30 protein-coding genes are annotated in these 24,799 nt (G+C 71.1%); 15 read left to right on the top strand and 15 right to left on the bottom strand.

Annotated features, from left to right (window positions below):
• Positions 1-841: 841 nt before the first annotated feature.
• The 6 genes from ACZ6ZI_RS38690 to ACZ6ZI_RS38665 all read left to right on the top strand — a co-directional run bounded on the left by ACZ6ZI_RS38690 (position 842) and on the right by ACZ6ZI_RS38665 (position 3,663).
• On the top strand, positions 842-1,297 hold the full coding sequence (locus ACZ6ZI_RS38690) for a winged helix-turn-helix domain-containing protein (RefSeq protein ID WP_469529437.1): 456 nt from the start codon (positions 842-844) through the stop codon (positions 1,295-1,297).
• Entirely contained in the window at positions 1,294-1,668 is a 375-nt protein-coding gene (locus tag ACZ6ZI_RS38685) for a hypothetical protein (RefSeq protein ID WP_469385109.1), read from the top strand. Before ACZ6ZI_RS38690 ends, ACZ6ZI_RS38685 begins: the two co-directional genes overlap by 4 nt.
• Before the next feature lie 495 nt (positions 1,669-2,163).
• Positions 2,164-2,646: a hypothetical protein gene (locus ACZ6ZI_RS38680; protein WP_469529433.1), complete on the top strand. Its 483-nt coding sequence runs from the start codon at positions 2,164-2,166 to the stop codon at positions 2,644-2,646.
• A gap of 28 nt (positions 2,647-2,674) precedes the next feature.
• Positions 2,675-3,022, top strand: coding sequence for a hypothetical protein (locus tag ACZ6ZI_RS38675; RefSeq protein ID WP_469529432.1), 348 nt, complete (start codon positions 2,675-2,677; stop codon positions 3,020-3,022).
• A 34-nt stretch (positions 3,023-3,056) separates the two neighbouring features.
• Entirely contained in the window at positions 3,057-3,245 is a 189-nt protein-coding gene (locus tag ACZ6ZI_RS38670) for a hypothetical protein (RefSeq protein ID WP_469529430.1), read from the top strand.
• A gap of 28 nt (positions 3,246-3,273) precedes the next feature.
• On the top strand, positions 3,274-3,663 hold the full coding sequence (locus ACZ6ZI_RS38665; RefSeq protein ID WP_469529427.1) for a hypothetical protein: 390 nt from the start codon (positions 3,274-3,276) through the stop codon (positions 3,661-3,663).
• A gap of 220 nt (positions 3,664-3,883) precedes the next feature.
• On the opposite strand, the gene ACZ6ZI_RS38660 is transcribed toward ACZ6ZI_RS38665, so the two are convergent.
• Both ACZ6ZI_RS38660 and ACZ6ZI_RS38655 read right to left on the bottom strand, forming a co-directional pair.
• The gene (locus ACZ6ZI_RS38660; RefSeq protein ID WP_469529425.1) at positions 3,884-4,141 is read right to left on the bottom strand and encodes a hypothetical protein; all 258 of its coding nucleotides are present in this window, start codon (positions 4,139-4,141) and stop codon (positions 3,884-3,886) included.
• Positions 4,131-4,361 carry a hypothetical protein gene (locus tag ACZ6ZI_RS38655; protein WP_125510651.1) on the bottom strand — a complete coding sequence of 77 codons (231 nt, stop codon included), beginning with the start codon at positions 4,359-4,361 and terminating at the stop codon, positions 4,131-4,133. Before ACZ6ZI_RS38655 ends, ACZ6ZI_RS38660 begins: the two co-directional genes overlap by 11 nt.
• 124 nt (positions 4,362-4,485) lie before the next feature.
• Here ACZ6ZI_RS38655 and ACZ6ZI_RS38650 point away from each other — a divergent pair, with 124 nt between their 5' ends.
• Positions 4,486-4,905 carry a hypothetical protein gene (locus tag ACZ6ZI_RS38650; protein ID WP_469529423.1) on the top strand — a complete coding sequence of 140 codons (420 nt, stop codon included), beginning with the start codon at positions 4,486-4,488 and terminating at the stop codon, positions 4,903-4,905.
• Positions 4,906-5,134: 229 nt separating this feature from the next.
• Here ACZ6ZI_RS38650 and ACZ6ZI_RS38645 read toward each other — a convergent pair whose 3' ends face one another.
• From ACZ6ZI_RS38645 to tpg (ACZ6ZI_RS38635), 3 genes are all read right to left on the bottom strand, one after another.
• Entirely contained in the window at positions 5,135-5,407 is a 273-nt protein-coding gene (locus ACZ6ZI_RS38645) for a hypothetical protein (RefSeq protein ID WP_469529421.1), read from the bottom strand.
• Positions 5,404-6,174 carry a hypothetical protein gene (locus ACZ6ZI_RS38640; protein WP_469529418.1) on the bottom strand — a complete coding sequence of 257 codons (771 nt, stop codon included), beginning with the start codon at positions 6,172-6,174 and terminating at the stop codon, positions 5,404-5,406. The genes ACZ6ZI_RS38645 and ACZ6ZI_RS38640 overlap by 4 nt, the downstream gene beginning before the upstream one ends.
• Before the next feature lie 100 nt (positions 6,175-6,274).
• The gene (gene tpg / locus ACZ6ZI_RS38635) at positions 6,275-6,877 is read right to left on the bottom strand and encodes a telomere-protecting terminal protein Tpg (RefSeq protein ID WP_469529416.1); all 603 of its coding nucleotides are present in this window, start codon (positions 6,875-6,877) and stop codon (positions 6,275-6,277) included.
• Positions 6,878-6,947: 70 nt separating this feature from the next.
• On the opposite strand from tpg (ACZ6ZI_RS38635), the gene ACZ6ZI_RS38630 reads away from it, so the two are divergent.
• Positions 6,948-7,472: a DUF6233 domain-containing protein gene (locus tag ACZ6ZI_RS38630; protein WP_469529413.1), complete on the top strand. Its 525-nt coding sequence runs from the start codon at positions 6,948-6,950 to the stop codon at positions 7,470-7,472.
• Between the two features lie 91 nt (positions 7,473-7,563).
• Here ACZ6ZI_RS38630 and ACZ6ZI_RS38625 read toward each other — a convergent pair whose 3' ends face one another.
• From ACZ6ZI_RS38625 to tap, 3 genes are all read right to left on the bottom strand, one after another.
• Positions 7,564-8,472: a hypothetical protein gene (locus ACZ6ZI_RS38625; RefSeq protein ID WP_469529410.1), complete on the bottom strand. Its 909-nt coding sequence runs from the start codon at positions 8,470-8,472 to the stop codon at positions 7,564-7,566.
• Between the two features lie 173 nt (positions 8,473-8,645).
• Positions 8,646-9,203, bottom strand: a complete 558-nt coding sequence (gene tpg, locus ACZ6ZI_RS38620) for a telomere-protecting terminal protein Tpg (RefSeq protein WP_469529408.1) — start codon at positions 9,201-9,203, stop codon at positions 8,646-8,648.
• Between the two features lie 6 nt (positions 9,204-9,209).
• The gene (gene tap / locus ACZ6ZI_RS38615) at positions 9,210-11,405 is read right to left on the bottom strand and encodes a telomere-associated protein Tap (protein WP_469529406.1); all 2,196 of its coding nucleotides are present in this window, start codon (positions 11,403-11,405) and stop codon (positions 9,210-9,212) included.
• A 246-nt stretch (positions 11,406-11,651) separates the two neighbouring features.
• Here tap and ACZ6ZI_RS38610 point away from each other — a divergent pair, with 246 nt between their 5' ends.
• Positions 11,652-12,086, top strand: a complete 435-nt coding sequence (locus ACZ6ZI_RS38610) for a hypothetical protein (RefSeq protein ID WP_469529404.1) — start codon at positions 11,652-11,654, stop codon at positions 12,084-12,086.
• An 11-nt stretch (positions 12,087-12,097) separates the two neighbouring features.
• Here ACZ6ZI_RS38610 and ACZ6ZI_RS38605 read toward each other — a convergent pair whose 3' ends face one another.
• The 7 genes from ACZ6ZI_RS38605 to ACZ6ZI_RS38575 form a co-directional block, all read right to left on the bottom strand.
• On the bottom strand, positions 12,098-12,961 hold the full coding sequence (locus ACZ6ZI_RS38605) for a DciA family protein (protein WP_469529401.1): 864 nt from the start codon (positions 12,959-12,961) through the stop codon (positions 12,098-12,100).
• A gap of 9 nt (positions 12,962-12,970) precedes the next feature.
• Positions 12,971-14,413: a helix-turn-helix domain-containing protein gene (locus tag ACZ6ZI_RS38600; RefSeq protein ID WP_469529400.1), complete on the bottom strand. Its 1,443-nt coding sequence runs from the start codon at positions 14,411-14,413 to the stop codon at positions 12,971-12,973.
• A 919-nt stretch (positions 14,414-15,332) separates the two neighbouring features.
• Positions 15,333-15,644 carry a helix-turn-helix transcriptional regulator gene (locus tag ACZ6ZI_RS38595; protein WP_469529440.1) on the bottom strand — a complete coding sequence of 104 codons (312 nt, stop codon included), beginning with the start codon at positions 15,642-15,644 and terminating at the stop codon, positions 15,333-15,335.
• A gap of 158 nt (positions 15,645-15,802) precedes the next feature.
• Positions 15,803-17,032 (bottom strand): XRE family transcriptional regulator, encoded by a 1,230-nt coding sequence (locus ACZ6ZI_RS38590; RefSeq protein ID WP_469529398.1) that lies wholly within the window; start codon positions 17,030-17,032, stop codon positions 15,803-15,805.
• 326 nt (positions 17,033-17,358) lie between these two features.
• Positions 17,359-17,694 carry a hypothetical protein gene (locus ACZ6ZI_RS38585; RefSeq protein ID WP_469529395.1) on the bottom strand — a complete coding sequence of 112 codons (336 nt, stop codon included), beginning with the start codon at positions 17,692-17,694 and terminating at the stop codon, positions 17,359-17,361.
• Between the two features lie 79 nt (positions 17,695-17,773).
• Positions 17,774-18,331, bottom strand: a complete 558-nt coding sequence (locus tag ACZ6ZI_RS38580) for a UTRA domain-containing protein (RefSeq protein WP_469529394.1) — start codon at positions 18,329-18,331, stop codon at positions 17,774-17,776.
• 54 nt (positions 18,332-18,385) lie between these two features.
• Entirely contained in the window at positions 18,386-19,195 is an 810-nt protein-coding gene (locus ACZ6ZI_RS38575) for a GntR family transcriptional regulator (protein ID WP_469529392.1), read from the bottom strand.
• 512 nt (positions 19,196-19,707) lie between these two features.
• On the opposite strand from ACZ6ZI_RS38575, the gene ACZ6ZI_RS38570 reads away from it, so the two are divergent.
• The 6 genes from ACZ6ZI_RS38570 to ACZ6ZI_RS38545 all read left to right on the top strand — a co-directional run bounded on the left by ACZ6ZI_RS38570 (position 19,708) and on the right by ACZ6ZI_RS38545 (position 24,744).
• Positions 19,708-20,568: a hypothetical protein gene (locus tag ACZ6ZI_RS38570; RefSeq protein WP_469529390.1), complete on the top strand. Its 861-nt coding sequence runs from the start codon at positions 19,708-19,710 to the stop codon at positions 20,566-20,568.
• A 105-nt stretch (positions 20,569-20,673) separates the two neighbouring features.
• Positions 20,674-21,087, top strand: coding sequence for a hypothetical protein (locus ACZ6ZI_RS38565; RefSeq protein ID WP_469529387.1), 414 nt, complete (start codon positions 20,674-20,676; stop codon positions 21,085-21,087).
• Between the two features lie 245 nt (positions 21,088-21,332).
• Positions 21,333-21,587: a WhiB family transcriptional regulator gene (locus ACZ6ZI_RS38560; protein ID WP_469529384.1), complete on the top strand. Its 255-nt coding sequence runs from the start codon at positions 21,333-21,335 to the stop codon at positions 21,585-21,587.
• A 251-nt stretch (positions 21,588-21,838) separates the two neighbouring features.
• Entirely contained in the window at positions 21,839-22,051 is a 213-nt protein-coding gene (locus ACZ6ZI_RS38555; RefSeq protein ID WP_052876083.1) for a hypothetical protein, read from the top strand.
• Positions 22,052-22,159: 108 nt separating this feature from the next.
• Positions 22,160-22,612: a hypothetical protein gene (locus ACZ6ZI_RS38550; protein ID WP_469529381.1), complete on the top strand. Its 453-nt coding sequence runs from the start codon at positions 22,160-22,162 to the stop codon at positions 22,610-22,612.
• Positions 22,612-24,744: a hypothetical protein gene (locus ACZ6ZI_RS38545; RefSeq protein ID WP_469529378.1), complete on the top strand. Its 2,133-nt coding sequence runs from the start codon at positions 22,612-22,614 to the stop codon at positions 24,742-24,744. Before ACZ6ZI_RS38550 ends, ACZ6ZI_RS38545 begins: the two co-directional genes overlap by 1 nt.
• The last annotated feature ends 55 nt before the right edge of the window (positions 24,745-24,799 follow it).

The following is a 24,799-nucleotide window of genomic DNA, read 5'->3' as shown; positions in this document are numbered from 1 at the left end:
GCACCGCCAACGGCAGGGCATCCGGCCCGCGTTGCGGGCCGGGGCCGGCCTCCGGCCGACCCGTGGCCTCCGCTGCGCTCCAGCCACCCCGGGCGGGCCCCCGATCCCCGTGCGGGCCAGGCGCGCCACGCTCCGCGCGGCCCACCAGATGGGCTCGGGCCACAAACGGCAGCAAGGGTGGGGAGGGGTGACGGGTAGTCGGGAGAGTGACAGGCCGAACAGAGTTAGGTGGGGGGAGAACTAGGCGATCCGGGAACGTGCTTCAAAGATAGCAGCTAGCTTGAGACTGGAATGGTTGCGCACCACCTATGAGCGTCGGAAATGGCGTGTGGAGAAACTCCGGCCCCGCAGTGATCGGGAATAGACGAAATGGCGAGGAATTGACGACAAGCGCATTCATGGTAACGGAGCGAAGAACGGCTAGAAACGGGGCGAGGAAACATGCTCAAGCGAATTGGTGGGCGGATGGACAGGGCGGCGGCACCTCAGCCTTGTGCGGCTCCGGGAGGGGAGTCGCCGAGCCGGGCGGGCGATCCGCCAGGGTGGCCGGCCCTCACGCGCGCGAGGGGACAGTTGAGCCTACGGATAGGTACGTATAGAGGGAACACGCATCGTCGCTGGTCAGGGGCCATGTTGTGTATCAATCGAGGCTATTTGAGTGTCAGATCGGGACGCACCTTTCCCCTAGAGGGGAAACGCTGGCGGGCCCGGAGCGGGGCGTCGATCGGCGTGGCGGGTTCCCCTGGAGGGGAAACGCTGGGGTACGGTCAGGGCGCGTACATCGTTCCCCTCTAGGGGAAATCCCAAGGTGAGGAGCGGTATGGGCCGGGCAAGGCCAGCGGTGAACACCGGCACGGGCGAGTACGTCCAGCTGGAGCTGCTGAAGGAGGATGACAAGCCGTACGACTGGAGTGGTGGCGGGCGGCACGTCAACGCCAGCAAGAAGCTGGGGGCCGGGCTCTGGAAGAAGGGCAGCGGCTACAGCAAGAACGACAAGCTCGTGTACGGCTACTACCTGTTCAACGCCCCGACCGGGGACGAGCCGCTGCGGATGAGCTTCCGCGAGATCGGCAACGACCTGGAGCTGCGCCCCAACGCGGTGAGCAAGTCGGTGGGTAACCTCAACAGGGGAGGCTTCCTCCTGGAGGCCGAGCAGGTGGGCCGGGTCAAGTTCTACAAGCTCAACTCCCGGGCCGCCTTCGACGGCTCCTCGGGAGAGCAGCGCAGGGCAACGCAGCACGCCCGCCACCCCGTGACCACGTGCCCGCCGGAGAAGAAGGAGAAGGAGGCGTCATGACGTCGCCGATCGCCGAGTCGTTCGAGCCCCGCTTCATGGAGGCCGGCGAGCTCAACGACCTCCTGCTGCGGTCGCAGCTTAAGCAAGGCGCGGACCTGAAGGTCCTGATGTACTACGCCACCGCGGTCCCGGTCGGGGATCCGGTGCGCAGCACGGCCACGGACATCGGGAAGCTGGTCGGTCTGAGCACCACCAGCGCGTCGCGGAGTATCGGCCGGCTCGCAGAGAACGGCTGGCTGACGCTCGCCTACACGGCCGTCGGCGTGAAGTTCTACCGCCTGGGCTCCAAGGCCACCGGCCAGCCGGCGCCAATCGAGCCCGAGGACGACGACGCGCCCCTGGCGACCGTCCGGCAGCTCCACGCCTCGTAGCCACACCGTTCGCACTGCGGCGCTGCACCTCACGGTGCAGCGCCGCTTCTGCGTGCGCCGAGGGCGATACATCGTTCCCCTGGAGGGGAAACCGGCAGGTCGGGGGCGCCTCGGGCGGGAGTTGTCCATGCAGGGGTGGACAAAGGTCCCCGCAGAAGTGGAACACCGTTCCCCTGGAGGGGAAATTCGCAGGTGAGAGCCCTTTTGGCTGGTGTCGGCGGCAACACCCCCTCTGGGCGATGTGCCAGCTCACCGGGTCGCTGAGGGACAGCGTGAACATCGTTCCCCTGTAGGGGAAACCCCGGCTCCCTGGCGGAGCGCTACCTCGTCCCGCACGCGGGAGGTGTGTGTCAGATACGCGTACACGGTTCCCATGTACGGGAAACGCGCAGGTCGCGGGCTCGCGAAAAGAATCATGGACTGACCCTCTTGCACCCCCTCCCCTGTATGAACTTCAATACATGTATTGAAGTTCATACAGGGGAGGAGCCCACCGTGTTAGTCACCCTCGTCACCGCCGCCCTCGCCATCGTCGGCACACTGCTCGGCTCGATCGTCTCCGGCCGCTTCCAGGAGCGGGCCGCCGAACGGTCCCTCCGCGTGAGCCACGGCGAGGCGATCCGCCGGGACCGCCTGGAGGCCGTCACCGCGCTCGCCTGCGCCGTCAGCGACCACCGCCGGGCGATGTGGGTGCGCGGCGACGCCGTCCTCAAGGAAGCCGGCTCCGAGCGGATCGAGGCCCTGCGCGGCGAGAGCCACATGACCCGGTCCGCCGTCACCCGCCCGCTGGTCGCCCTGCGGGTCCTCATCGAGGACCAGGCGGTGCGCGCCGCGGCCGACGAGATGGTCACGCGGACGTACGCGCTGCGCGACGCCTACGCCACCACCGAGGCCCTGGCCGCCGCCCGAGAGGCCGCGAAGGTCGCCCACGACGCCTTCGTCGACGTCGCCGCCGGCTACCTCAGCCGGACCGCCTGAACCCCGCCAGCCGAGACAGGAGCCCGTCATGGAGAGCACGTCCACGGAGATCGAGAAGGTCGCCGACATCACCGCCATCGAGACCCCCGCCGACCGGGGCGCCGTCGACAGCGAGCTCGCCTACCTGGCGCCGGCCGCGGCCGCCGCGCTCGGGATGCTCGCCGAGGCCATCAAGCGGGGCACCGCCGACCGCGAGAGCGTCGTGGAGGCCCTGCGGGAGGCGGCCGTCCACGAGCGGTTCGCCGACGTCCTGGCGGCCGCGTCCGAGAACGTCATGGACGAGGCGGAGGACCCGTACGACTTCGACGCCCGCCTGGACTCCGACAACCTCTCGGGCGCGGCCTCCGACGTCCGCAACCTCTTCCGCTGGCTGTAGCCCCGCTCCGCCCCGACACCATCAGGGAGACACCGTGTTCACCGGAACCGCCGCCGAACTCCGCGACCGCGAAGCGAAGGCCCGCGAGCTCGCGGAGCGGGCCGCCGCTCTGCTGGACGAGATCGACGCGCTGGGCCTGGGCGCGGGCGTCGGGCAGCTGCACACGCCCGGCGGCATCATCCGTATCCGGCCCGGCGAGGGCTGGACCGTCACCGACCGCTGACCGAACCCGCCCGAGGAAGGAGACCGCGGTGAGCACCGATCCCGCGCACCCCGACGACCACCAGGAGCAGCTCCTGGTCCCGCTCGCCGCCGAGGACGTCGCCGCGCTCGGCAGCGACGGCGAGCAGCTGGCCGCGCTGTTCGCCGCCGCGCTGCACGGCCTGGCGCTGCTGCGCACGGGCCGGGCGGGCGCAGCAGAGCTCGCGGCCGCCATCGAGGGCACCACGGCGCTGCTGGAGCGCCTGGAGGCCGTACGGGACGCCTCGCTGCGCCAGCCCGCCGCCAAGGAGCTCTCGCACGCCGAGCTGGCGAAGGCGATGCACCTGGCGAGCCGCGCGACCGCGCAGTCCCGCCGTCGCACCCTGCTGGCGAAGCCGGTCGGCGACCTGGAACGGTGGGCCACCGGCAGCGCCGGCTGACCCCTTGCAGCAGCGCCGTGCAGCAGACGAACACCCGTTTGCTACACGGCGCTGCTGCTCTGTGCTGCACGGCCTGCTACCCGAGCAGCAGCCTTGCGGCGCCCGGGTCCGGACTCCGAATGTCATCGCTCTCCGGCAGCCGAACTACCCGTAGCAGCAGCACGAGCAGCAGACGCAGCAGCGCCCCGGACCCAAGCGGATCCGGGGCGCTGCTGCTTGATCAGGCTTCGACGTACGACACGATCGTGATGGTCCTCAAGGCGGTGACGTAGTAGATGACGCGGACTCCGTCGACCTCGTCCGCGTAGTCACGCAGCAGGGTGCCGGTTACCTCGGTGCCGAGGTCGGGGTTGACGCTGATGGCGACGATCGCGCGGTCCAGGCGGTGGGTCTCGGACGCGGTGAGCTTCGCGAGCTGGGTGAGCGCGGGCTCCACCATGATGACGCGCGAGCGGCGCGCTCCGTGGTCAGGCGACACGCGGCTGCTCGTCCGCGAGGCGGGCGAGGTGGGCGTCGCGGGCGGTCTCCCAGGGCACGCCGGACTCGGGCGAGGGGTAGCCGTTGGCGGCGATGTCCTCCAGGACCGAGGCGAGCACGTCCGTCTTGGCGCGCTCCGCGGCCGCGTACGCGCGGGCCGATTCGGCGGCGTGCTCATCGAGGGGCTGGCGGGCGGGCGCGGGGGCCGGCTGCTGGCTCATCCGGGGCTCCTGGGCGGGTTGCTGGCGTGTCTGTTCACGGTAGCGCCGGTGCGGGGCCCTCCGGGACGGTACGGACGAAACCCGGCGGCGGGCGGCGGTGCGCGGCGGGGAGGACCCTGGAGGCATGCGCACCAAGGACGTCCGGGTGGGCGAGACATACCGATGCGAGGTGCCGGTCGCGTTGCCGTGGCGGCGGTACCGGCCGGAGACGATGGGCGACTCCTGGTGGCCGCTGAGCTGGCTGCGGGGCACCTACTTCCCGCTGTCCGTGATCGACGTGGACACCACCGCCCGGACCGCGCACGGTCTGGTGATGAGGGCAAGTCCCCGGGTCACGGTGGAGCTCACCGAGGACCAGGCGCAGGAGGCCGGCCTCCCGCCCGGGGACGGTTACCAGGTCTCTGGAACGCTCCTGGACGCCGAGGGCAAGCCCGTCGAACTGCCCCGGATCGGCACCCTCACCGTGCCGCTGCGCTGGCTGCACCCGGTGGACACGCCCGTCTCCCCCAGCCACCACGACGCCTCGGTCCGGCCGATCCCCTGACCCGACCCCCGCACGGAGCGTGATCACCTCCGGAGAGGCTGTCACGCTGTCGCGCTGTCACGTGGAAACGGCCCGGAGAGGGGTTCCCAGGCCGTATCCACGTCCGTATGTCCGAATTGAAGGGCTTTCGAGCGGGGGCTGTGACGCGGCTTTCCGGCGACGTGACAGGGGGCGTGACAGGTCGATGTGACAACTGGCTATCACTCTCGGTGAGCGTGGCAACTGGTTGTCAGGTCTGGAGCGGGGGCCAGACGTGCGGGTCTGTGCACTGCCCGCAGGCGGCGCAGCCGGCGCACTCCATGCAGAACTGGCGCGGCCACTGGCCGGGGCAGTCGCAGATCGGGTTGTAGTCGGGGTCGTCGTCGCCGGGGTAGAGGCTCTCGCCGAAGGGCGGCTCGGTCCAGGCGATGACCGAGCCGTCGGCGAGCAGGTCCTCGTAGTGGTGGCCGATCTCGCTGTGCTCGCTCCAGGTGGCCACCACCACCTCGTCCGCGGCGCTCACGACGTGCTGCCCTTCACCGCGGCCGCGTTCTCCAGCCACGCGGCGAGGGCGTTGGTGGCGGCCGGGTCGGCTTGGGCAAGGCGGCCGACGAACTCGAGGTCGCCGTCCGGGGCGCCGGTGCGGGCGAGGGCGGCGAGCAGCGCGGCGCGGGCGCGCACCGGAGCGGGCAGGGAGCCGATGGCGGCTGCGCGGGCGGCCGGGTCGGCGTAGTGGCCGGACTGGTCGGCGAGGGCGCGGGCGAGCCAGGCGTCGACCGCCGGGACGCGGTAGTCGCGGTTCTCGTCCAGGAGATCGCGGGCGGCTTCGTCCCCGGCCCGGCTCGGCACGCTGCGATCGAGTCGGCCTGCCCCACCCAGCCGGGCGAGTTCCTCGGCCCGGTCGGCGAGCTGCTGCTGCTCCTGGCGGCGCTGCTGCTCGGCTTCCTCGCGGCGGCGGTCTTCGGCGAGCTCCTCCTGGACGACGACGTCGGCGTCCGGGTCGTACGGGCCGCCGGTCGCGGCGAGCAGCTGCACGACGCGCTGCCACTCCGCGAGCTCGGCTTCACGGCGGCCGCCGTCGTCGGCCGCGGATTCGTCGCGGCGGTCCAGGTGAGCCTGCTGCTCCGCATCTTCGAGCGCGGCCACCGCCTCGCTGTGCGTCATGCCCCGCGCGCGGCGGCGTACCGAGGACCGGCCGATCTTCGTGTAGTCGATGGGTGTGCGTGCGGCGCTGGCGCGGCCGCGGGCCTCGGGGACACGGCGCGGCCGCCACCCGTCGGACGTGTTCATCAGGACTCGCTTTCAACTCGGATACGGAAATGACGGCCTACCCGGAAATACGCTTGGGCGGGCCGGTCACAGGTCTACAGCACGCTTGAATTCCGCGCTGCTAAAACGCTATGTCCAGCCGCTGGACGTCCGTGAAGTTCACCTTCAGGTTCGCTCGTCCTCCACCGTCTTGACGGAAATAGGCGTCCGCTATGGCCTCAGCGACGGCATCATGCAGCGCTGAGTCCGTCGCACCTTCCTCCTGCGCGGCAAGGATGAGAGCCGCGTGGGAGGGCGACACAGCGATGCTGAGGTCCCGCACCCGGGCGTCGTCCGAGGACCCGTTCGCGGTGAAGCCGAGGGTGGCCCGGAAGGTGATGACGAGCCCTCCCGACGTACTCGCGCGCTGCCTCGCCTGTGCCTTGACCTGCGGTTGCCACTCCGACTCGGTCTCCTGGACCAACGCCTCCTGGAGACGCTTGTTCGGCTTGGTGGCGGCGCCCGAGAGGTAGCGCTGCACGGTCTTGCGGGAGACGCCCAGGCGCTCTGCCAGGCTCTTGGTGGAGCCCTTCTCACGCTTGCGAAGGAATTTCATCTGGGCTCGCGCGGATTTCGGCGCGGGCCGGGTGAACAGGGTGCGCTCCACGCGGGCGAGGCCCTCCATGAACCTGGCGCGCGTCTTGGCGGCCTGCGCTGCCTTCTCTGTCTTCTCTTCCTCAGTCACGGGGATAGCTCACAGCCGCAGCCCTGTGGACAGAGGCCGCCGCCCGCCGGGCCTGCCTACCGTGGTCGGCATGACGACGACGCCCTCGGACGGCCCGGCCGCCCCCGTGCCGGTGCTGGTGGTCCTGCCGGACGGCCAAGAGATCACCGCCCGGCTGTGGGCCCGGCGCGAGACGCCGCACGGCTGGCTGTACGAGGTGGGGTTGCCCGCGTACCGCAACACCGCCGACGGCGACGTCCAGGCCGCGGAGTACCGGGTGTGGGTGCGGGCCCCCGAGCACGTCCGGCCGGTCGACGGCGTCTCCTACGACGACGTGCCTACCGAGCGCCTGCCGCCGCCGTCGACGGTGCGCCAGGTGCTGGGGCCCCGCCGGCCCTCGGGCTGGGTGCTGCAGAAGGCCGGCGGCCGCGGGCCCGGCCGCGCCGTGCTGCACGCCGTCGACTGCGAAGAGGCCCCGCAGGGCGCGCCGCTGCTGCCCCTGGAGCGGGCCCTGGACGTCGCGGAGCAGCCCGGCACCCGGCTGTGCTCCCTGTGCGGCGCAGCGCAGGAGCTGGACCCCGTGCTGCGCGGCTTCGACCACATCGAAGGAAGCTGACCTCGACCACGGTGGGGGCGTCCCGGTAGGCGAGGCAGGCCGGACATCCGGCGGCCCGGCGTGACGCTGACCGCCCGGGTGGGTCGGCCCCTCATCCGGCGGTGCCGCGCCAGGCTGCGGACTCCTCGTCCTCGCTCAGTTCGTACCCCTCGGGGTATGCGGCGTCCGCGCGCTGCCGGGCGGCCTGGGCAACGGCGCGGACCTCGCGCTTCATCCGGGTCAGCAGGGCGAGTGCTGCTTCATCGGTGATCGGGTCCACGATGTCGCGAGTGCGGGCCGTATCCCACTCGGCGGTCCGCAACGCGGTCTCCACCAGCAACTGCGCCTCGCTGACGGGGATGCCCACGGCGTCGTCACCGTCGACGGCTGCCGCGAGCAGGCGGTTGCGCACCACCCGGGCGTTCTCCCAGCCGCGCCAGACGCCTTCCTGCTGGTCTGCATGGCTACCGCGGATGACCCCCTGGGACAGTGGCGGGAAGGCGAGCACCAGCTCGGCAGCGGCGCGCCAGTCCATGGCCCGCGCCCGTACCGGAGCCTCCGCGACGATGCGCGACCGCAGACTCTCCACCCGCCACGTCCGCGAATGCGCGTCGCGCTCCACGGACAGGCAGGCCGGGCACAGGGGCGGCCCGGGTCGGGCCGGCGGCTTCCAGGAGCGGCTGGTGCGCTGCAGCTCGGTGCCGCAGTCCGCGCAGAAGATCCCCGAGGGTGAGGGGCCGATAGCCGCGAGCATCTCGTGGATGTGCATGCCGGCGGCCTCGGCCAGGGCCCGCCCATGGATCCCGGGCTGCTGCCAGTACAGGTGCCTCAGCACTGCCACCAGCTCCGGTGCGTGGGCCGCGCCCACCTCGCCGCGCAGCCGCTCGACATGCGCGAACACGGCTTGACGCGTGCGGACGAGCTGCTGCTCGGCTTCCGCGAGAACGGCTTCGGTGCCGGTGAAGTCACGGACGGACCGCTCGATGTCGCCCAGGATCTCGTGCAGGCTCTCCTCGCTCATGCCCGCGAGCTTATGCACCAGGGCCAACGCCTCTTCCCCGAGGGCAGCCTGCGCCAGGGCCAGGCGCCGGGCGGGCCGCCCCCGCGGAGACGCCCGTGAGGCCCTGTACCGGCTCCAGGAGCGCGGTGCAGGGCCTCACGGGCGTTCGGGTTGTCGGGCCTCCTACGGGCCTCCTACAGGTCGATGTCGAGCCTCTCGACATCGGTGAACTCCACGCCCAGGCCGTCCGCACGGGAGTTGTTGGCCCGGAAGTACATCCGGGCGAGGCCGTCGGCGGCGATCTGCCGGAGCTGGTCCTCGCTCGCGCCCTGCTCCCGGGCGGTGAACAGCTGGTCGGCGAACTCGGGCGGCAGGGCCTGGGTGATGTCGCGGATCCGGGCGTCGTCGGTCGTACCCGCAGCCGCGGTGAACCCGAACCGGGCGCGGGTGGAGACGACGATGCCGCCGGTGGTCGCGGCCTTCTTCTTCGCCTTCGCCCTCACCTGGGGCTGCCAGCGCTTCTTGACCTCGCCCTCCAGGCGGGCGCGCAGCTCCTGGCGGGGCCGCTTGATCTTGCCCGTGACGTACCGCTCCACGGTGCGCTGGGTGATCCCGAGGGCCTGGGCGGCGGCCTTGGTGCTCTTGAGCTGCTTGACCAGGTACTTCATCTGCGCCTGGGCGCTCTGCGGGATGCGGCGGGTGAACGCCCCTTCCAGCGCGCGGTCCAGGCTGTCCCCGAGCGAATCGACCATGACCTGCTACTCCCCTTCTCCGGCTGTCGGGTCAACGGTCTTGATGAGGTTGGCGATGTTGAAGACGCCGCCGCGCTCCTCGAACTGCTGCTCCGCCCACAGGACGGTCTGGGTTCCCTGGTGCTTGACCATCCCGGGCGAGACCCCGAGCCGGAAGCCGCCCGGTACCGGCTTGCCCTCGGGCGTGGTCGGCAGGACGTCCAGCGGGGACGGGCCGGGCGAGGGGTAGACGATCGCGTCGGTGCCGATCGCGACCGGGTACAGGTCGGCGGCCGCCGCGGTCTTCAGCAGCTTGCGGTGCAGGCCGGTGCGCTGGGCGGCGAGCACAGCGGCCCGGATGTCGGGGCGCCAGGTCCAGCGCTCCAGCGCCGGGTAGGGCTCGTAGTACGGCACCTGGCCCCGGGAGCGCTGCCTGAGCTTGCCGATCGCGCCCTTCGCCGTCGCCTTGATGGCGGTCTCCAGCAGCGCCATCGTCGGGTCGACCTGCTTGCGCCGCGCCATCGCCTCGAGGAACTCCTCGCCCTGGAGGTCGGTGGTGACGCCCATGTCGGCCATCGTGTCGACGTAGGCGTCGCGCAGCCGCTTGTACCAGGCGTCCAGGTAGCGGCTGGTCTGGGTGCGGACGTACGCCTCGATCGGCGCGACGTCGAAGCCGAGCTCCACCGCGTAGGCGACGGTCGGGGTGGCGTACCAGGCCGGGCCGGTGGGGGTGTCGCCCTTCGGCGTGAACGGGCTCGGGAGCCGGCCTGCGTCGACGGTGCGGCCGCCCACCCGCACGCGGGAGAGGTCGACGTGGGAGAGGTCGATCAGCCACGAGCCGGGCAGCGCCGGGTCGAAGGCCGGGTTGTTCTCCAGGTGGGTGGGTCCGTTCAGCCCGACGGTGAGACTGTTCGCGGCCGCGGCGAACGACATGTTGAGGTCGACCGCGACCAGGTACGGGTTCGCGCACTCCTCATCGGTCAGGGGCCGGCACCAGTCGTAGGGCTCCTCCATCAGCATCTCGGCCGGGGTGCGCAGGTGGTGCCGGGCGAACTTCCCCTTCAGGTTCGGGTGCTCGTCGGGGACCTCGCAGTCCACCACCTTGTAGAGGGCGGTGAGCGCGTCGTCGTTGAAGGCCCGCTCGAACTCGCCGGTCGCCGGGTTCTTCTCCGCGCGGGTCGGCGGGCGCAGCGCGGTCATCAGCTCCAGGCCGGTCGTCGCCGTACTGCCGCGCGGGGTCATCACCCGGGCCGCGTACAGGCCGAGGTACTGGACGAGGTCGGCCGGGTGCATCGTGAGCAGCAGCTGCGGGTTGTCCTTGCGGCCCCACTCGCGGACGTCCAGGGCGTTCCAGGGCAGGATGCACAGCTGGACGCAGCGCCGCCGGGAGCCCTCGGGGTCGCGGTAGATGCGGGCCCACGGGCCGAGGCCGCGCTGGGTCATCTGGAGTCCGGCCCGCTCGATCTGCTTGACCACCTTGTGGCCGGCCGGGAGACGGCTCGCGTTCCGCTCCTCCTCCGACAGGGCGGCGGGCAGGCCGAAGCGCTCCAGCGCGGCCGGGGTGAGGACGAGGACCGGGTCGGCGTCGCGGCCGTTGCGGTGCAGCCGGGCCTGCCCGAGCCGGGCTTCGGCCAGCGTCCAGTCGACCAGGGCCGGGATCGTCTTGGCGGGCACGTCCAGGACCAGGCCGCCGACGCAGTACGCCGACACCTGCCCATCGGAGTCGGCGTCGATGACCGCGAGCGGCCCGTTCTCGAAGCGCGGGTCGACGGCGGCCGCCGACGCCGTGGTCTTCTTCGGCGCCGCCTTCTGCGCACCCGGGCGCCGCGACGTCGCGGGCTTCGCGGCGGGTGCCGGGCGTGCGGCAGCAGCCGGGGCGGGAACGGGCGCGGGGCCGGTGAACGCCTCCGGGACCACCGCGGGGTAGCGGACGGCGAGGCCATCCAGGAGGCGCGCGTACGCGGCGCGCTTCGGCGGCCGCGGCTCCGTCTTGCCGATCTCCCAGTTCCCCACGGCCTCGCGTCGAGCACCCAGCGCCGTGGCGATCTGCGCCTGACTCAGGCCCGCCGCCTCCCGCAGACGCTTGCGCTCCGCAGGGGTCGGCAGGTCGTCCTGCGCGACTTGCTCCAGCAGCGCATCAACGGCGCTGAACAGCTCGTTCTCAGTGGACACAGAGGTCACCTCCACTAGACATCCTACCGGATCGCGCGTTGATTCGCGCATTGGATCGCGCATTGGATCGCGCAATGGGGAGATTGCAACACGCGGGCGGGTAAGCCGCGCAACGGGTATCGGCGCAGGTCAGAGCCGCAACGCGGTGCGTTGCAGTCCTCTGTTGCAGCCGCCTGTTGCAGGGTGTGTTGCAGGCACGGCGGCGGTGAGCACCGAGGCGGCATGGCGACGTTGCAGGACCGGGGTCGGCTGCCAGGCTGAGCGGGTCCGGCCCACGAGGTGATTGGGAGCTCCGCCGTGTCCGTCGCGTTCCGCATCAGGTGCTGCCTGTGCGCCAAGAACATCCCGCTCGCCGGGGACGTCGTCGCCCTCAATGGCGAGTGGCAGCGCCGCTACCCGGACATGCGCGGCACCCTCGCGTGCGAGCGGTGCGTCATCGACTACGGCTGGAACTGCTGCACCACCACCAGGGGCGCGTTCGTCGACGGGCACGTCGCCGCGCCCGAGGACGAGGTCGACGTCGACTCCTGGAGCCACCAACTGGCCCGGGGCACCCACCGCGCCCTGGTGGTGGGCTACCCGCGTTCCGGCCTGCTCCAGGGCGCGGAGCCGTACCTGCGCTGGCTCGCCGGCCGCAGGCACACCCTGCCCGAGGTCGCCGCCCGACTGAACGAGGCCCTTGCCGAGTTCGACGCCGCGCAGCACGCCGCCTGCCGGGCGGCGGCGGTCTGACCCGTCGCTCCTCACGCGGTCTTCTCGAAGCGCCGCGGCGCGGGCACCTGGAGCCCGGCCCTCTCGGCACGGGCCCGGCGCAGCGCAGCGGCCTCGGTCACCGCGGCCTGACGGCGCCGCTGGAGGCGAGCGTCGTCGATCGAGGCCGGCGCATCGCCCGGGGCGACGTCGGTGTCGGGGAACGCGCGGCGGCTGAGCTCGCGCATGGCTCGGGTCTGCCGCTCGATCGCCTCGGTGACGCCCGAGCTGACGTGCTGGCCGCGCGGGACGGCCTGGTGGGCGGCGAGCGCCCGGTGGAAGCCAGGCCCGGCCATGTCGCGGGTCTTCACCGGAGCTTCGGGCGCGGCCGCCACCGTCGCCGGAGCCGTGACCGCCTCGCGGGGCGCCGGGCCCGTCGCACCCACGGCCAGGACGCGGACGGTGCGCACCGCCTGTGTGCCGACCGCGTCGTTCGCCGCAGCGACGATCCGGGAGCTGATCAGGCGCAGCTGCGTCGCGTACGAGGGCGAGTCCGGGCGCAGGTCCAGCTGGCCGGTCTCCGCGTGGAAGGCGACCGCCTGGACGTGCGCGGCCAGGTTCGGCGAGAGCGCGGCCGCGATGGCCGGCCACTGGTCCACGACGGTTCCGCCGGCGGCCGGGACGTCCCAGGCCCGGTCGGCCATCAGGCCCTGCAGCACGGCGGCGAACCCCGTCGGCTCCCGGCCGTCCCGCCGCACCGTCGCCCGAAGGGGGCGCTTCGCCTTACGGGTGCCACCCTCGCCGCGGGCCTTGGCGGCCTCGCGCGCCTGGTGCAGCGCCACCCGGGCCAGGTCGACGCCCGACAGCTCCGGGGTCGGCTGCTCGCTGCTGCTGGTGGTGTTGAGGGTCTCGGTCATCATGGCCTCCTACCGGCGTCCGACGGTCATCAGCGAGCTGCTGCTCGCCAGCTTGCGAGCGCGCTGCACCAGGTCAGCGCCGAAGACGTGCATGGCGGCGGCCGGGCCGAGGGCGTCGTGGATGCTCATGACGAGCGTGGTGTCGCCCGCCATGAACTCGCCGCGCGCCGTGGCCCGCATCTCCGCCAGGTCCTGCGGGCTCAGGTCCTCGACACCGCCCAGCTCGGGCAGCGACTCGCCCGGGGCGTACGGCTGCGTCTGCGGGGTGAACGCCTCAGCGACCATGCGCCGGACCGCCATGCTGCGCGGGGCCTGCCAGGCGCCCTCCCACTCCTGGTGGCGGGCCTTCTCCGCGCGCCGGGAGTCCCGGTACGCCTGGACGGCGCGCTCCCGGCCCTCCTCGGTCGGCCACAGCGCCACCGCACCGGCCAGCCGCCCGGCAAGGAACCCGGTGGGCCGGTGGACGATACCCGGGGCGTCGCCGCAGTCCAGGAACGCGATCACCTCATCGGCCGTCCAGCCCGCGTCAGCAACGTCCTTGAGGATCCAGGCGATCCGGGGCACCGCAGCGCGGCCCATCCACGGCACCTGGCGGATCAGCTCCGAGGCCAGCTGGAAACGGCGTCCCACCGCATTGAGCTTCCGGCGGCCGTGCTTGACCTTCTTCGGGGTGGGGGACTTGCTCTGCCCGCTTGCGAGCTTGCTCTCAGGGGGAAGAGAGGTAGTTCCCGCAGAAGAAACACTGCGGGAACTACCCACCATTGGGGTGCAACGGGCCTCATCCGAAACAGCCGCCCCAACACCCTGGTCAGCACCCTTCCGGGCACCCTTCGCCGGGGCCTTCGAGGACGACTTCGCCCGCCGCTTGCGGACCTTGCGGGCCGCCTTCGCCGCCAGCTTCGTCATCAGCTCCCGGCCGGCCTCCGCGATCCCGGTCATCCGCCGCCCGGTGCCCTCACCGGCCGTACGGATCCCCAGCGCCACGTCGAACTCCACCGGCACCATCCGCGCGAACTCCGACGCCATCGCGGCCGCACCACGGACCCGGGTGCCCCGCACGACGTACGCGAGCAGCCCGGCCTCCCGCAGCATCCCCAGGTGGTACTCCACCGACCGCTCCGACAGCCCGGTACGGCGCACTAGGTACTCGATCCCCGGACGGCACGGGAACAGCTCCGCCAGCTCCTGGGCCACGCGCACCGTCGTCGGCCCGAACGAGCGCGGCCCATGCGACCGGTGACGGCGCGGCTCATACAGCCCGGACCCGGCGACCCAGTGGACCGCCTGCATCCAGGAGTAGCCGTCCAGCGCGACCCGGCCCGTCGACATCGACAGCCACTGCGACGCCTCCGGCACGTACAGCGTCGCGGGCAGCACGGAGACCGCGACGTCATCGACCGACGGACGCGGAGCAGGAATCAGCACGGCGACCGCTGCCGCCGCGCCGCTCATCGGCCCACCGTCCCGGCCGGAGTGGTGAAGATCGCCTGTGTCATCAGGCTGGTGTACACGCCAAAGCGGACACCCCCCTCAGCAGGCAAAACACGCGCTTCGTGATCCATCCGCCGACCCTGCAACACGGAACCTGTGGACAGAGCCCGCTCAGCGCGGATCACCCCCCGCGCTCCCGCACGGCGGGCAGAAACCTCGGATCGCGTCCCGCCACACGGGACGCCGTCCTCGAGGACGCTCCTGTCGACGGAGTTGTGGACGACGTCCGCGAGCGGGTGCACGAGCCGGGCGGCGGGTGCCGCGACCGGGCCCGGCGAGACCGCTCCGAAAGGCCCACGCTTGTAGCTTCCTACCGGAAGACCCTCTTCCTGTACGAACAGGAAAAGTGGGGAGGAACCGTACGCCGATCCCATCACACGGGACGACCGCCACGCCTGAACCGGGGTGAAACGGACAAGGTCAAGCTGACAGGGGGACACCACTTCGGGCACTATGAGAACGACCCACCTTCCATATAGCTGAACCGAACCGAGCCCCTCGGGGCTGGACGGCCAGATGTGCGGATGTGTTGGGACCGCCCCCTTCGTGAGAAGCGGGCGGACCTGGATTGGGTGGGGGGAGATTTCTCCTCCCCTCCCGCTCCTGGTGAACCGCAGGGCCCCCGTCACAGGGCCCCGCGGATCGGTAGGGCATCGACCGTTGTCAGCGGTCGGGTCTTGCGAAGGCCCTTGTCAAAGGGGCCGACCCGCTTGTCAAGGCGGGGTTTTGCGAGAGAAGTGGCTCGATGAGCCGAAGCTCAGGACCGGCGTCAACCGGAACTGAGCAGCCGAACTGAGGTGTCACGCCCAGTCGGTGCGAAGGGCCGCGCTGGCCGAAGCGGATTGTCAGTCCGCAGGCCGCGCGGCCGGTGGCGGCTACGTCACCCCGACCCCCTTGAATCCGAGGCTGGCGTCGGCGTGCCCTCATCCGCCTTCGCGGCCTCGGGAAAGCGCTCCGCGAGGCCCTTGAGGAGACGCAAGTAGTTCTCGCGGTGCGGGCGCCGCGGGCTGGTCTGGCCCAACTCCCAGCGGGTGACTGCGACCCTCTTCACGCCCACGGCGTCCGCGACGTCCTGCTGGGTGAGGCCGGCCGCGAGGCGCAGCTTCGCGCACACCTGCGGGGACGGCAGAGCCTCAGGCAGGCCGTTCAGCAGGGCGTCGACCTGCTGCGAGCGGTCGTCCGGGTCGGGCATAGTCAAGCCTTCCATGATCGTCGTAACTCTGAAAGATACACGATCTGATCTCCCTTTGGGAGAATTGGTCGGCGCGAACTGAGTTCCGTTCCGAGCTCGGTAGGGTCCGCGTCCGTATCCCGCCTCGCTGGGGCTGGTCAGAACTCCGTCTGAGAAAATCACTGGCTACCCCGCAATTCGCGAAGGTGGGTGACGAACTCCTGAGCCTCGGAGGCGTGGCCGTAGTGCTTCTGGAGGGCCTGCCCGAGGTCAGCGGCCACCATCGCCAGGCTGGGCAGCGACTTCCGCTCCCCCGTCAGGGCCCGCTCCCCGTAGGCGAGTGCGGTGTCCAGGTCACCCTCGCGTGCGGCGACCACCCCGAGCGTGACGCGGGCCTCCGCGATCCGCATAGGCGATCGCTCCGTCCCGTCGAAATCCGTACCCGCCCGGATGACCTCGTTGGCCAACTGCTCCGCGAGTCGGTTCTCGCCCGACTTCCTGAGCGCATCCATACGGTAGAAGTCATATTTCGCGGGGTCGACCACGAAATGGTTCTCGATGTTCTCGGGATACGGCAGGAGTTCGAGGATCTGGCGTCCCTTGTCGAGCGCGACCTCGGTCTGCGACCGGTCCCCGAGCCTGGCCCACGCTTTGGCCTTCTGCGCGTACAGCTGCGCGGCGACGCTCTCCGTGGGTGCCACGGCGATGCCGGCCTCCGCGGCCGCGATGACGCCGCGGTAGTCGCCCCGGGTCAGCGCGAACCAGGCCCGCATCTCGTGCGCCCAGCCCTGCACGCTCAGCTCCCCGGCCTCCTGACCGAGCATCAGCGCGGCCTGCCGGGTCGCCTCCGCGTCGCGGGGCCGGCCGGAGTCGTACTCGACACAGCCCACCAAGAGCGACAGCTTCCCAGCGAGCGCGATGATCTCGCGGTGCTGAGCGAGGCTGACCCGCTGGTGCTGGAGGCCCACGACGCGGGCGAGCCACGCCTTGCCCTCCAGGAGCAGCTGATCGGCGGGCAGGTACGCGTACTCGCAGCACAGCCGGTCCGCCGTGATCCGCAGCGCGTCCAGCGTCGCGACGTCCACGTCCGAGGCCCGCAGCCGGGCGATGATGTCCACGGTATCCATGCCGCTGACCTGCAAGATTTCCGCGCGGCCGTCACGGCGAGACTTCTCGGGGAAAAAGGCACCGGTCGTCGTGCCGAAGGTCTGAGCGATGGCGGACCTGTACTTCACGGGCTGCGCGTCACCGGCTTCCCAGCGCTTCCACTGCCGCACCAAGTCCTGCTCGCTGACGACCTGGTCCTCCGGGAGCCTGGCCATCAGCGCGCGCACCGCGTCGGTCTGCGACCAGTCGCGTGCCGCGCGCTCTTCGACCATCCGGCGTGCCCAGTCGGGACGCTCATCCATCGCTGTTCCCCTTCCCCGTACGGTCCAGCGGCGCAGCCTGTCCAACAGGGTGATGCCCGAACGGAGGCCGGCCCTTCTGCGGCCGAGCATGGCACGGCCTCTTGATCGTGCGGAGGTGACAAGTGCTGGTGACATTCCGGATGTCACCAGCGGTCGTCACTTTGCGAAGCGTCCAGAGGGGCGCACGGTGAGTGCCGTTCACACGAGTTGATCCACGTCCCAGTGGGAGGCGAACGGTCCATGCTGAGTCCCGCCCGACGACCGCAGAAGACGAGCGCGGCGCTTGCTGCACGGCCCCTCCTTCGCGGTGGCTACGGGCTTCTGGGTCAGTTAGTCGTGTCGCCGCTGGCAGCGCGATGGGCCTGGAGCACGTACGCGTACGCCGCTCCCAGGTGGCCGTACACCGTCGCGGAGTCTGCGGAGGTCGCGGCGGCCGCCGACTCCGCGGCCCTGTGCAGCTGCTGGGCGACGGCGGGAGGCATGGTCGGCGCGCTCGCGAACTCGCCCAGGCTCCGAGCGATCTCGGAGAGGGGAGCGCCCTCGCGTACGCCGGTCGGACCATCCGGGCCCGAGAGTGCGGGGATCCATCCGTTGGCCACGGTGAGGGAGCTGCGGATCTCGTCCACGAGTTCGGTGGTGGTGAGCCGCTTCTCAGCGTTCATGGGGGGATCGGTCTCCAGGGACTCGCAGGGGCTGGCGGGGTGGGCGCCCCGGCGTGGCCGGGGCGCCCTGAGCGCTAGGTCAGGCGAGCGGAGCGGCGTAGCGCAGCTTCCAGCCCTTGACCAGGACGTGCTGGGTCACCTCGACAACGCGGCCGTCGGCGGAACCGATGTGGTTGATGGTCAGCACATCCGCTCCCTCGGGCAGGCCGAGACGCTCGGACTCCTCCGTCGTGGCGGGCCGGAGCTCGATGTCCTCGACGGCGGTGTCGCCCTGGTCGAAGCCGGCCTCCTTCATGCGGCTGATGATGCCGCCGACGCCGGTGTCCACCTGCTCGATGCCTGCGGCCTCGGCGACGTCGACGGGGATGTACGTGGTGACGAGCTGAATGACGCGCTCACCGTCGAACATCTCTCGGGCCCGCACGACCACGTCGCCGTCGACGCCCAGGAGCTGAGCGACATCCGCCGGCGCAGCGCCGCGGCTGACGGTGACCTCGGTGCGCGGGGTGCGGCCGGACCGGCGCAGTTCGGCATCGAACGCACCGTGTGCGCCGTTCTCCTCGCGCTGGCCGGTGGTGTACCGAGTGCGCGCGTCCCGCAGGATCACGCCGCTGTCGTCGATTCGGTTGCTAGCCATGTGCTGGATGCTCCTTGCTGGTGTCTTGTCGGACGATTCGGTGTCTCTTGTTGGTCAGCCGGTTTCCGGCGTGTCTATGGCCCACTCGTAGGACAGGCGCCACTTGGCGCGAGGCAGTACGTGCAGGCAGATCTCCACGACCCGGCCTTCGGTCGTCAGCCCCATGTGGGTGATCTCCATGACGGCCTGCTCGGCGGCGATGCCGAGAGCTGCCGCCTCTTCCCGGGTGGGGGACCGTACTTCGATCTCCTCCCGGAGGCGCACCTGAGCGAATCCGGCCTCGGCCATGCGGGACTTGCTGCCGCCGGTACCGGTCTTGGCGGCGGCGAGCGACGGACAGGCATCGACGACATCCGCAGGGAACCAGGACGTCGCCACCTGGACGACCTCCAGCGCTTCAGCGTTGCCGGGCACAAACACGGACATGACTCGTTCGCGCTTCAAGGTCTTCGCCCGGTGATGCATCTCGAAGATGCCGGCGACCTTCTTCGGCGGTACGTCCTTGGCGATGGTGACGACGTTCTTGATGTCGAACCCCTTCGCCCGCATCTCGGCCTCGAACGCCCCGACGGCGCCGCCGGCCTCGCGGAAGCCGGGCAGGTACCGGCTGGTTCGATCCGACACGATCTTGTCGATCACAAGCGAGACGTAGGTTCCCTTGCCCCGACGAGAGAAGACCAGACCCTCGTCTTCGAGCAGACCGTAAATCTCGCGCGCAGTTTGATAGGCGATGCCGTGTTCCTGCTGGAGCTGAGGCACGCCAGGCAGGCGCGACCCAGGCGCGAGTGCACCCCGCTCGATCTTTTCCCGGATCTCGGATGCGATCCGCTCGACCTTCCCGGGTTCCTTCTGCTTGGTGGCCACTGCTCCCCCTCTCGTGCGCATCGTGAGGGCAGCGGATCTCGCTACCCGGTGCGCACAGCATCGCATGACTAGTTGTTTCCCGAAAGCTGGGACCCGCAGGCGGCACGAACCTCTTTAACCTTGCCTAGAAAATAGCAGGTCAGAGGGGGTGGCGAAAACAAGTTAGCTAGACAGGTTGACCGAACGGCAATAGCAGGGTTCTAATCGAAGTGCCCAGCAAGCGGTGAGTAGCCGGATGCAGGGCGTAGCCAGCGGTGTGCCCATGCGCTTCGGAACCCTGCTGGACGTACCACTGCACCATCGCAGTCCCGCAGCTCGCCTCTTCGGAGTCGGGCAGGCGGCCGGAGGCGGTAGCCAAGACCAAACCCCCCGGCCTGGCAGGACTGCGTGCACGACCTCAGCGCTGATGCGCTGTCTATCCGCCGGGACACGGGCCGATGGCTCGTGCACCTGGTGGGTGGAGAGAGCATCCGCCCGCGAACACCCCTCCCTCTTCCTGCCGAGGAGTCGCCATGCCCGAGCTCGCCATGCCCAAGGCCGCCAAGCGCCGGGGCCGCACCCACACCTCCCGCGTCAGCCCCCTCGCCCCGATCGCCCTGTCGACCCTGTCGCCCGGTCACATCGACATGCGGCGGGTCGAGTCCACCCAGAAGCGCCGCATCTCGCTGGTCTGCCCGAAGTGCGAAACCTGGGTGGCCATCACCCCCCACCGCGGCACCTACCTGCTCAAGCTCGTCCCGCACCACACCGGGAAGGCCGGCGTCGACGCCGCGATCCGCTGCAGCTCCAGCAACCGCCTCGTCGACGTCGACATCACCCCGGACACCTGGAGCCACCAGTACGACGAGTGGGCGCGCGAGGAGCGCCTCGCCGTTGACGTCACCCGCCACCGCCGCGCCACCGTCCAGACCCTCAAGGTCGCCCGGCCGCAGGAGCGTCCCGCCGACCGGCGAGCCCAGTGGGAGCGTGCGGTGCCCGCCGCCCGCCAGGCCGACGCCGCCCGCACGGTCCCCGCCGACGCGATCCCCACCACGCGCGGTCGGGCCGTCGACGGACCCGCCGGCGCCCCGCTGGCCATGACCCCCCAGACCGCCGGGGACCCCCGCTCCGCCCGCGCCCTGGCCACCAGCACCCTTCGCGCCCTGGCCGACGCCGCCCCGGACCGCTCCGCGAGCGACGTCCTCGAGGAGCACCTCGCTCGCGCCGCCTACACGCACCTGGCCACGGTCTTGCGCCGCCCCCTGACCCCGGCGGACCAGCCCGCGCACGCCGATCTGGTGGCCGACGTCAGGGCCGAGGTGCCCGCCCCGGCCCCGGGCGAGACCGCCGCCGCGTACACCGCCCGCCGCCGCAGGTCCGCGCTCGCCGCCTGACCCGCACAACCGCCGGCCCCGGCCTCGGCTCCCGCTCCGCACGGGGGACGAGGCCGGGGCTTCCTGCTCCCGTCCCGCCCGACGCGCCGCACCCTGGAGGCCCTGATGCCCGCCACCTCGACCCTGACGTCCCACCGGCCCGGCACCGGCGAGGTGTTCGACGCCGAGACGCTCGCGCTCCTGGACGAGCTCGACGTCCCGCTCGACGACTTCGACGTTGACCTCGACATCGCCTTCGGCACGCCGCTGGAGATGCACGAGCCCGCGGGCACCGCCCGGGAGCTGCGCCGGTACGCGGCCGCGGTGCTGACCGTTCAGCCCGACCGCCGCCAGGAGCTCGCCCTCGCGCACGGCGCCGAGATCACCGCCCGCGTCGACGCCAGCCGCGACATCCTCGCCACCGACCCGGCCATCACTGCCCGCGTCCGCGAGCGCCTGGTCGACGTCCTCCTCCCCTACGCCGACCACCTGCGCCGGACGATCCGCTCCGGCTGCCGCCCCGAATACGCCGCTGCCTGACCAGCCGGCCCCGGACGGACGCCCACGATCACCGGCCACCCCCTACTGCACCAAGAGGGTGGCCGCTGGTCGTGGCCGGTCGTACGACCCGCCAACACGACGACAGCCCCGGGGATTGCGCCCCCGAGGCTGTCCAGGACCTGTATGGAGGCCCTGATGCGCATCAGCATCGCACGGAACAACGGCGACTCCGACACGGACATGGACGAGGCCCTGCGCCGCGTCCGGCAGGGGAAGTGACCGCGATGGACTGGCGCCACAACGCGGTCTGCCGCGAGGAGGACCCCGAGCTCTTCTTCCCCATCGGGAACACCGGCCCGGCCCTGCTGCAGATCGAGGAAGCCAAGGCCGTCTGCCGCCGCTGCCCCGTCATGGAGCAGTGCCTGCAGTGGGCGCTGGAGTCCGGTCAGGACGACGGCGTCTGGGGCGGCCTCTCCGAGGACGAGCGCCGCGCGATGAAGCGGCGGGCCGCCCGCAACCGGGCCCGCAACGCCGCCTGATCCCCTCAACCGATTCCGGAAGGAGGAGACATGAAGTTCCTCTACCTGCTCGGCATGGCCACCCCGCTCATCGTCGTCGTCGCGGTGCTCCTGGCCCGCTGACTTCCCACCCCGTCCCGCGTTGCCCAGTCGCCACCGGCCCGCCCCCGCGGTCCGGTGGCGGTGGAGAGCGTCGGAACCCGCGTTCCCCGCTCTGTTCGGCCCTCGTGGCTGGAGAGCTCCTCACCCAACTCCCCGTCCTTGGAGGACCCGTGATCGCCCTGCCCCTCTTCCTGCTCGCCGGTGGCGCCACCTGGCTGTTCTGGCGCGCCGACATGCGAGCCGGAGTCCTGATCGCCGCCCTGATCTGCGGCTACGCCCTCGCCACGTCCCCGCTCGCCGGGGCCCTGAACAACATCGGCAACGGCATCGCCACGGCGGTGCAGAACTCCGGTAGCGACCAGGCCGCCAGCAGCAACCGGTGACCCTGCCGTCTGCCCGTGGCCCCGGGCCCAGGCCCGGGACCGCGGGGAGGTGACAGAGCCCCCGCCCCGCACAACCCCCGCCCCAACCACCGGAAGGACATCCCGTTCATGAGTGACGGCGACAAGGTCGGCTCGAACCTCGGACAGCTCATCAAGCAGCTGGACGCCATCGAGTTCAAGACCGACCGCGACCTCCACAACTACGCCAAGATCCTCCGCGCCATCGGCTTCGAGCTGTACACGCGGCTGGCGTTCGACGCCGACATGATCAGCGCGATCCTGTCCCAGTACAAGGGCAAGTGGTACACGTTCGGCGTCCAGAGCAAGATCCGCGCGAAGCTGGTCAGCGGCCACCTGCGGGCCGGTTCGACCGCCGCGAAGGTGCTCGGACTGTCCGGCGTGAAGATGTACGCCTCCTTCGTCAAGCACTTCATCAAGCCCGAGCAGGAGGCCGAGGCCGAGGCCCGCAAGGGCAAGGGCAAGTCGAAGCCCGGGTTCTCCATCGGCGACAAGCCGTCCGACGGTGCCGGGAAGCCCGGCGAAGAAGGGAGGGCCGCCTGATGGCACGCCGCTTCTCGAAGTCCAAGACGATCGACACCCGCAGCGAGGACGAGCAGCAGCAGGACCGCGCCCGGCGGATCCGCATCGTCGGGCCCTGGGCGATCACCGCGCTCGGGCCCGTCCTGGTGGAGGGCGGGCACCTGGCCGTCGCCGGGAACCCGGCCGCGCTCGCGCTGGCCGCCCTCGGCCTCGCGGGCACCGGCGCCGGCCTCTGCAAGTTCCTCAGCCACCTGGACAGCAAGGCCAAGCGGGACAAGGACACCGTCCGGCTGCACCAGGTCAACACCATCGCGGTCACCACGGCCGTGACCCTCGGCACCATCACCGGCGTCGACACGGCCGCGACCGCCGGCGCCTGGGCGCTGGGCGGCATCGGCCTCTCCCTGGCCAACAACCTCTGGAGCTCCTTCCACAAGAAGGGGTCCGAGAAGGGCGCCAGCAAGTGGGAGAAGCTGGAGAGCGAGATCGGGCTGGCCAAGCACGAGCTGAAGGACGCGCAGTCCAACGGCAAGGGCACGGTCATCGTGCAGGTGGAGGCCAAGGACGGGGCGACTGCGGACGACCTGGCCCGCAGGATCCCCGCCATGGCCGCCGCGATGAAGATCGGCAAGGGGCGCATCACCCACACCGTGGACGACGACGACTCCTCGCTGATCACCATGCGCGTCCAGGTCGCCGACCTCCTCAAGGAGGGCTTCCCCTGGCGCGGCCCGTCCGCGTTCGGCGCGTCCATCGGCGACGTCCCGATCCGCACCGGCCGCTACGAGGACGGCGAGGACGTCCTGCTCAACCTCACCGGGATGCTCCGCGACCCGGGCCCGCTGTCCAACGGCAACGTCGAACACGCCATCGCGATGGGCGTGAACGGCGCGGGCAAGACCCAGGGCAACCAGCTCATCATCACCGAGTGCGGCACCCGCACGGAGGTCAGCGTCATCGCCATCGACTGCTCGAAGTTTCAGCAGGACTTCGGGCACGTCCGGCACGGCATCGAGTGGCCGATCGACAAGAAGGACGCCGCCCGGCGGTTCTTCAAGCTCCTGCCCAACGCGATCGAGAAGCGCACCGACTACCTCGCCGCCAAGGGGATGAGCAAGTGGGAGCCGGGCTGCGGCCTGAACTTCCTGGTGATCATCGGTGAAGAGGCCGCGGACTTCGCCGCCGACAACGAGCACTACCAGAAGATCCTGCGCACGGCCCGCGCCGCCGGCATCTGGATCCTGACCTCCATCCAGCGCGCCACGCACAACAACATGGACACCGACTCCCGCGCCAACAGCCCGGCCGGGCTGTGCTTCGGTCTCCGCGACGGCGCGGACGCGCAGTACTGCCTGCCGGACGAGGCGACCGACGCCGGCGCCTGGCCGCAGTGGGGCAACCGCAAGCCCGGCTACCACTACGTGGCGGGCCTGGGCATCCCCGAGGACCGCTGGCACATCACCGCCCGCACCGAGCTGGCCAGCAAGCGCGACCAGGCCGACGCCATCACCGCCGGGGCCGCGATCCGCACCCCGCTGGACACGATCACCGCCGAAGCCTTCGGCGACCTGTACGTCAACCGCACCACGTACGACGCCCCCCTGCTGCCCAAGGAGGAGGGAGAGGAGAACACCCCGCAGCAGGCGGCCCCGGCCGCGGCCCCCACCGCCACGGCGACCGCCCCGGTCGCCCCGGCGGCGCCGGCCTACTCCGGACCGCCCGAGGAGGAGATGGACGGCGTGGACGAGGAGACGATGGCGGCCGAGGTCGAGGAGCTCAACGAGATGCTCAAGAACGTGCTGGACGAGGACCCCGAGCCGGGCGAGTACGACCACCTGCGCATCGAGGACGAGATCGAGGCCCCCGCCGACGACGCCCCCGTCTTCGAGCTGGGCGGCGACGACAGCGACAAGCTGACCAGCGAGCAGGGCCGCCAGGCCCTGTACGAGCGAATCGACCAGTGGGTTCGCGAGGGCAAAAACTCCTTCGCTCCCCGCGACGTCACCGACATCCTCCTGCGGATCGGACTCTCCGACACCAAGCGCTGGTTCTACCGCCAGCGCGACGCCCTCCTGGAGGCCGGAGTGATCTCCGAGGACGAGTCGGACGAGGGCTTCGGCAAGTACGACATCCTCCGCTCGCCCCTCTCCTGAATCAACGGAGAGTGACCAAAGCGGAGTGCGCACGGTGCGCGACTCCGCGCACCGT

The organism is Streptomyces sp. NPDC103540 (assembly GCF_055584445.1).
This window is presented reverse-complemented; position numbering and strand designations above follow the sequence as displayed.

Excerpts from the sequence above, each read along its gene's own strand:
- ACZ6ZI_RS38685 (WP_469385109.1), top strand. The coding sequence starts at position 1,294 with ATGACGTCGCCGATCGCCGAGTCGTTCGAGCCCCGCTTCATGGAGGCC.
- ACZ6ZI_RS38675 (WP_469529432.1), top strand. The coding sequence starts at position 2,675 with ATGGAGAGCACGTCCACGGAGATCGAGAAGGTCGCCGACATCACCGCC.
- ACZ6ZI_RS38655 (WP_125510651.1), bottom strand. The coding sequence starts at position 4,361 with ATGAGCCAGCAGCCGGCCCCCGCGCCCGCCCGCCAGCCCCTCGATGAG.
- ACZ6ZI_RS38650 (WP_469529423.1), top strand. The coding sequence starts at position 4,486 with ATGCGCACCAAGGACGTCCGGGTGGGCGAGACATACCGATGCGAGGTG.
- ACZ6ZI_RS38640 (WP_469529418.1), bottom strand. The coding sequence starts at position 6,174 with ATGAACACGTCCGACGGGTGGCGGCCGCGCCGTGTCCCCGAGGCCCGC.
- ACZ6ZI_RS38630 (WP_469529413.1), top strand. The coding sequence starts at position 6,948 with ATGACGACGACGCCCTCGGACGGCCCGGCCGCCCCCGTGCCGGTGCTG.
- ACZ6ZI_RS38625 (WP_469529410.1), bottom strand. The coding sequence starts at position 8,472 with ATGAGCGAGGAGAGCCTGCACGAGATCCTGGGCGACATCGAGCGGTCC.
- tpg (WP_469529408.1), bottom strand. The coding sequence starts at position 9,203 with ATGGTCGATTCGCTCGGGGACAGCCTGGACCGCGCGCTGGAAGGGGCG.
- tap (WP_469529406.1), bottom strand. The coding sequence starts at position 11,405 with ATGCGCGAATCAACGCGCGATCCGGTAGGATGTCTAGTGGAGGTGACC.
- ACZ6ZI_RS38605 (WP_469529401.1), bottom strand. The coding sequence starts at position 12,961 with ATGACCGAGACCCTCAACACCACCAGCAGCAGCGAGCAGCCGACCCCG.
- ACZ6ZI_RS38600 (WP_469529400.1), bottom strand. The coding sequence starts at position 14,413 with ATGAGCGGCGCGGCGGCAGCGGTCGCCGTGCTGATTCCTGCTCCGCGT.
- ACZ6ZI_RS38595 (WP_469529440.1), bottom strand. The coding sequence starts at position 15,644 with ATGCCCGACCCGGACGACCGCTCGCAGCAGGTCGACGCCCTGCTGAAC.
- ACZ6ZI_RS38590 (WP_469529398.1), bottom strand. The coding sequence starts at position 17,032 with ATGGATGAGCGTCCCGACTGGGCACGCCGGATGGTCGAAGAGCGCGCG.
- ACZ6ZI_RS38585 (WP_469529395.1), bottom strand. The coding sequence starts at position 17,694 with ATGAACGCTGAGAAGCGGCTCACCACCACCGAACTCGTGGACGAGATC.
- ACZ6ZI_RS38580 (WP_469529394.1), bottom strand. The coding sequence starts at position 18,331 with ATGGCTAGCAACCGAATCGACGACAGCGGCGTGATCCTGCGGGACGCG.
- ACZ6ZI_RS38570 (WP_469529390.1), top strand. The coding sequence starts at position 19,708 with ATGCCCGAGCTCGCCATGCCCAAGGCCGCCAAGCGCCGGGGCCGCACC.
- ACZ6ZI_RS38565 (WP_469529387.1), top strand. The coding sequence starts at position 20,674 with ATGCCCGCCACCTCGACCCTGACGTCCCACCGGCCCGGCACCGGCGAG.
- ACZ6ZI_RS38560 (WP_469529384.1), top strand. The coding sequence starts at position 21,333 with ATGGACTGGCGCCACAACGCGGTCTGCCGCGAGGAGGACCCCGAGCTC.
- ACZ6ZI_RS38550 (WP_469529381.1), top strand. The coding sequence starts at position 22,160 with ATGAGTGACGGCGACAAGGTCGGCTCGAACCTCGGACAGCTCATCAAG.
- ACZ6ZI_RS38545 (WP_469529378.1), top strand. The coding sequence starts at position 22,612 with ATGGCACGCCGCTTCTCGAAGTCCAAGACGATCGACACCCGCAGCGAG.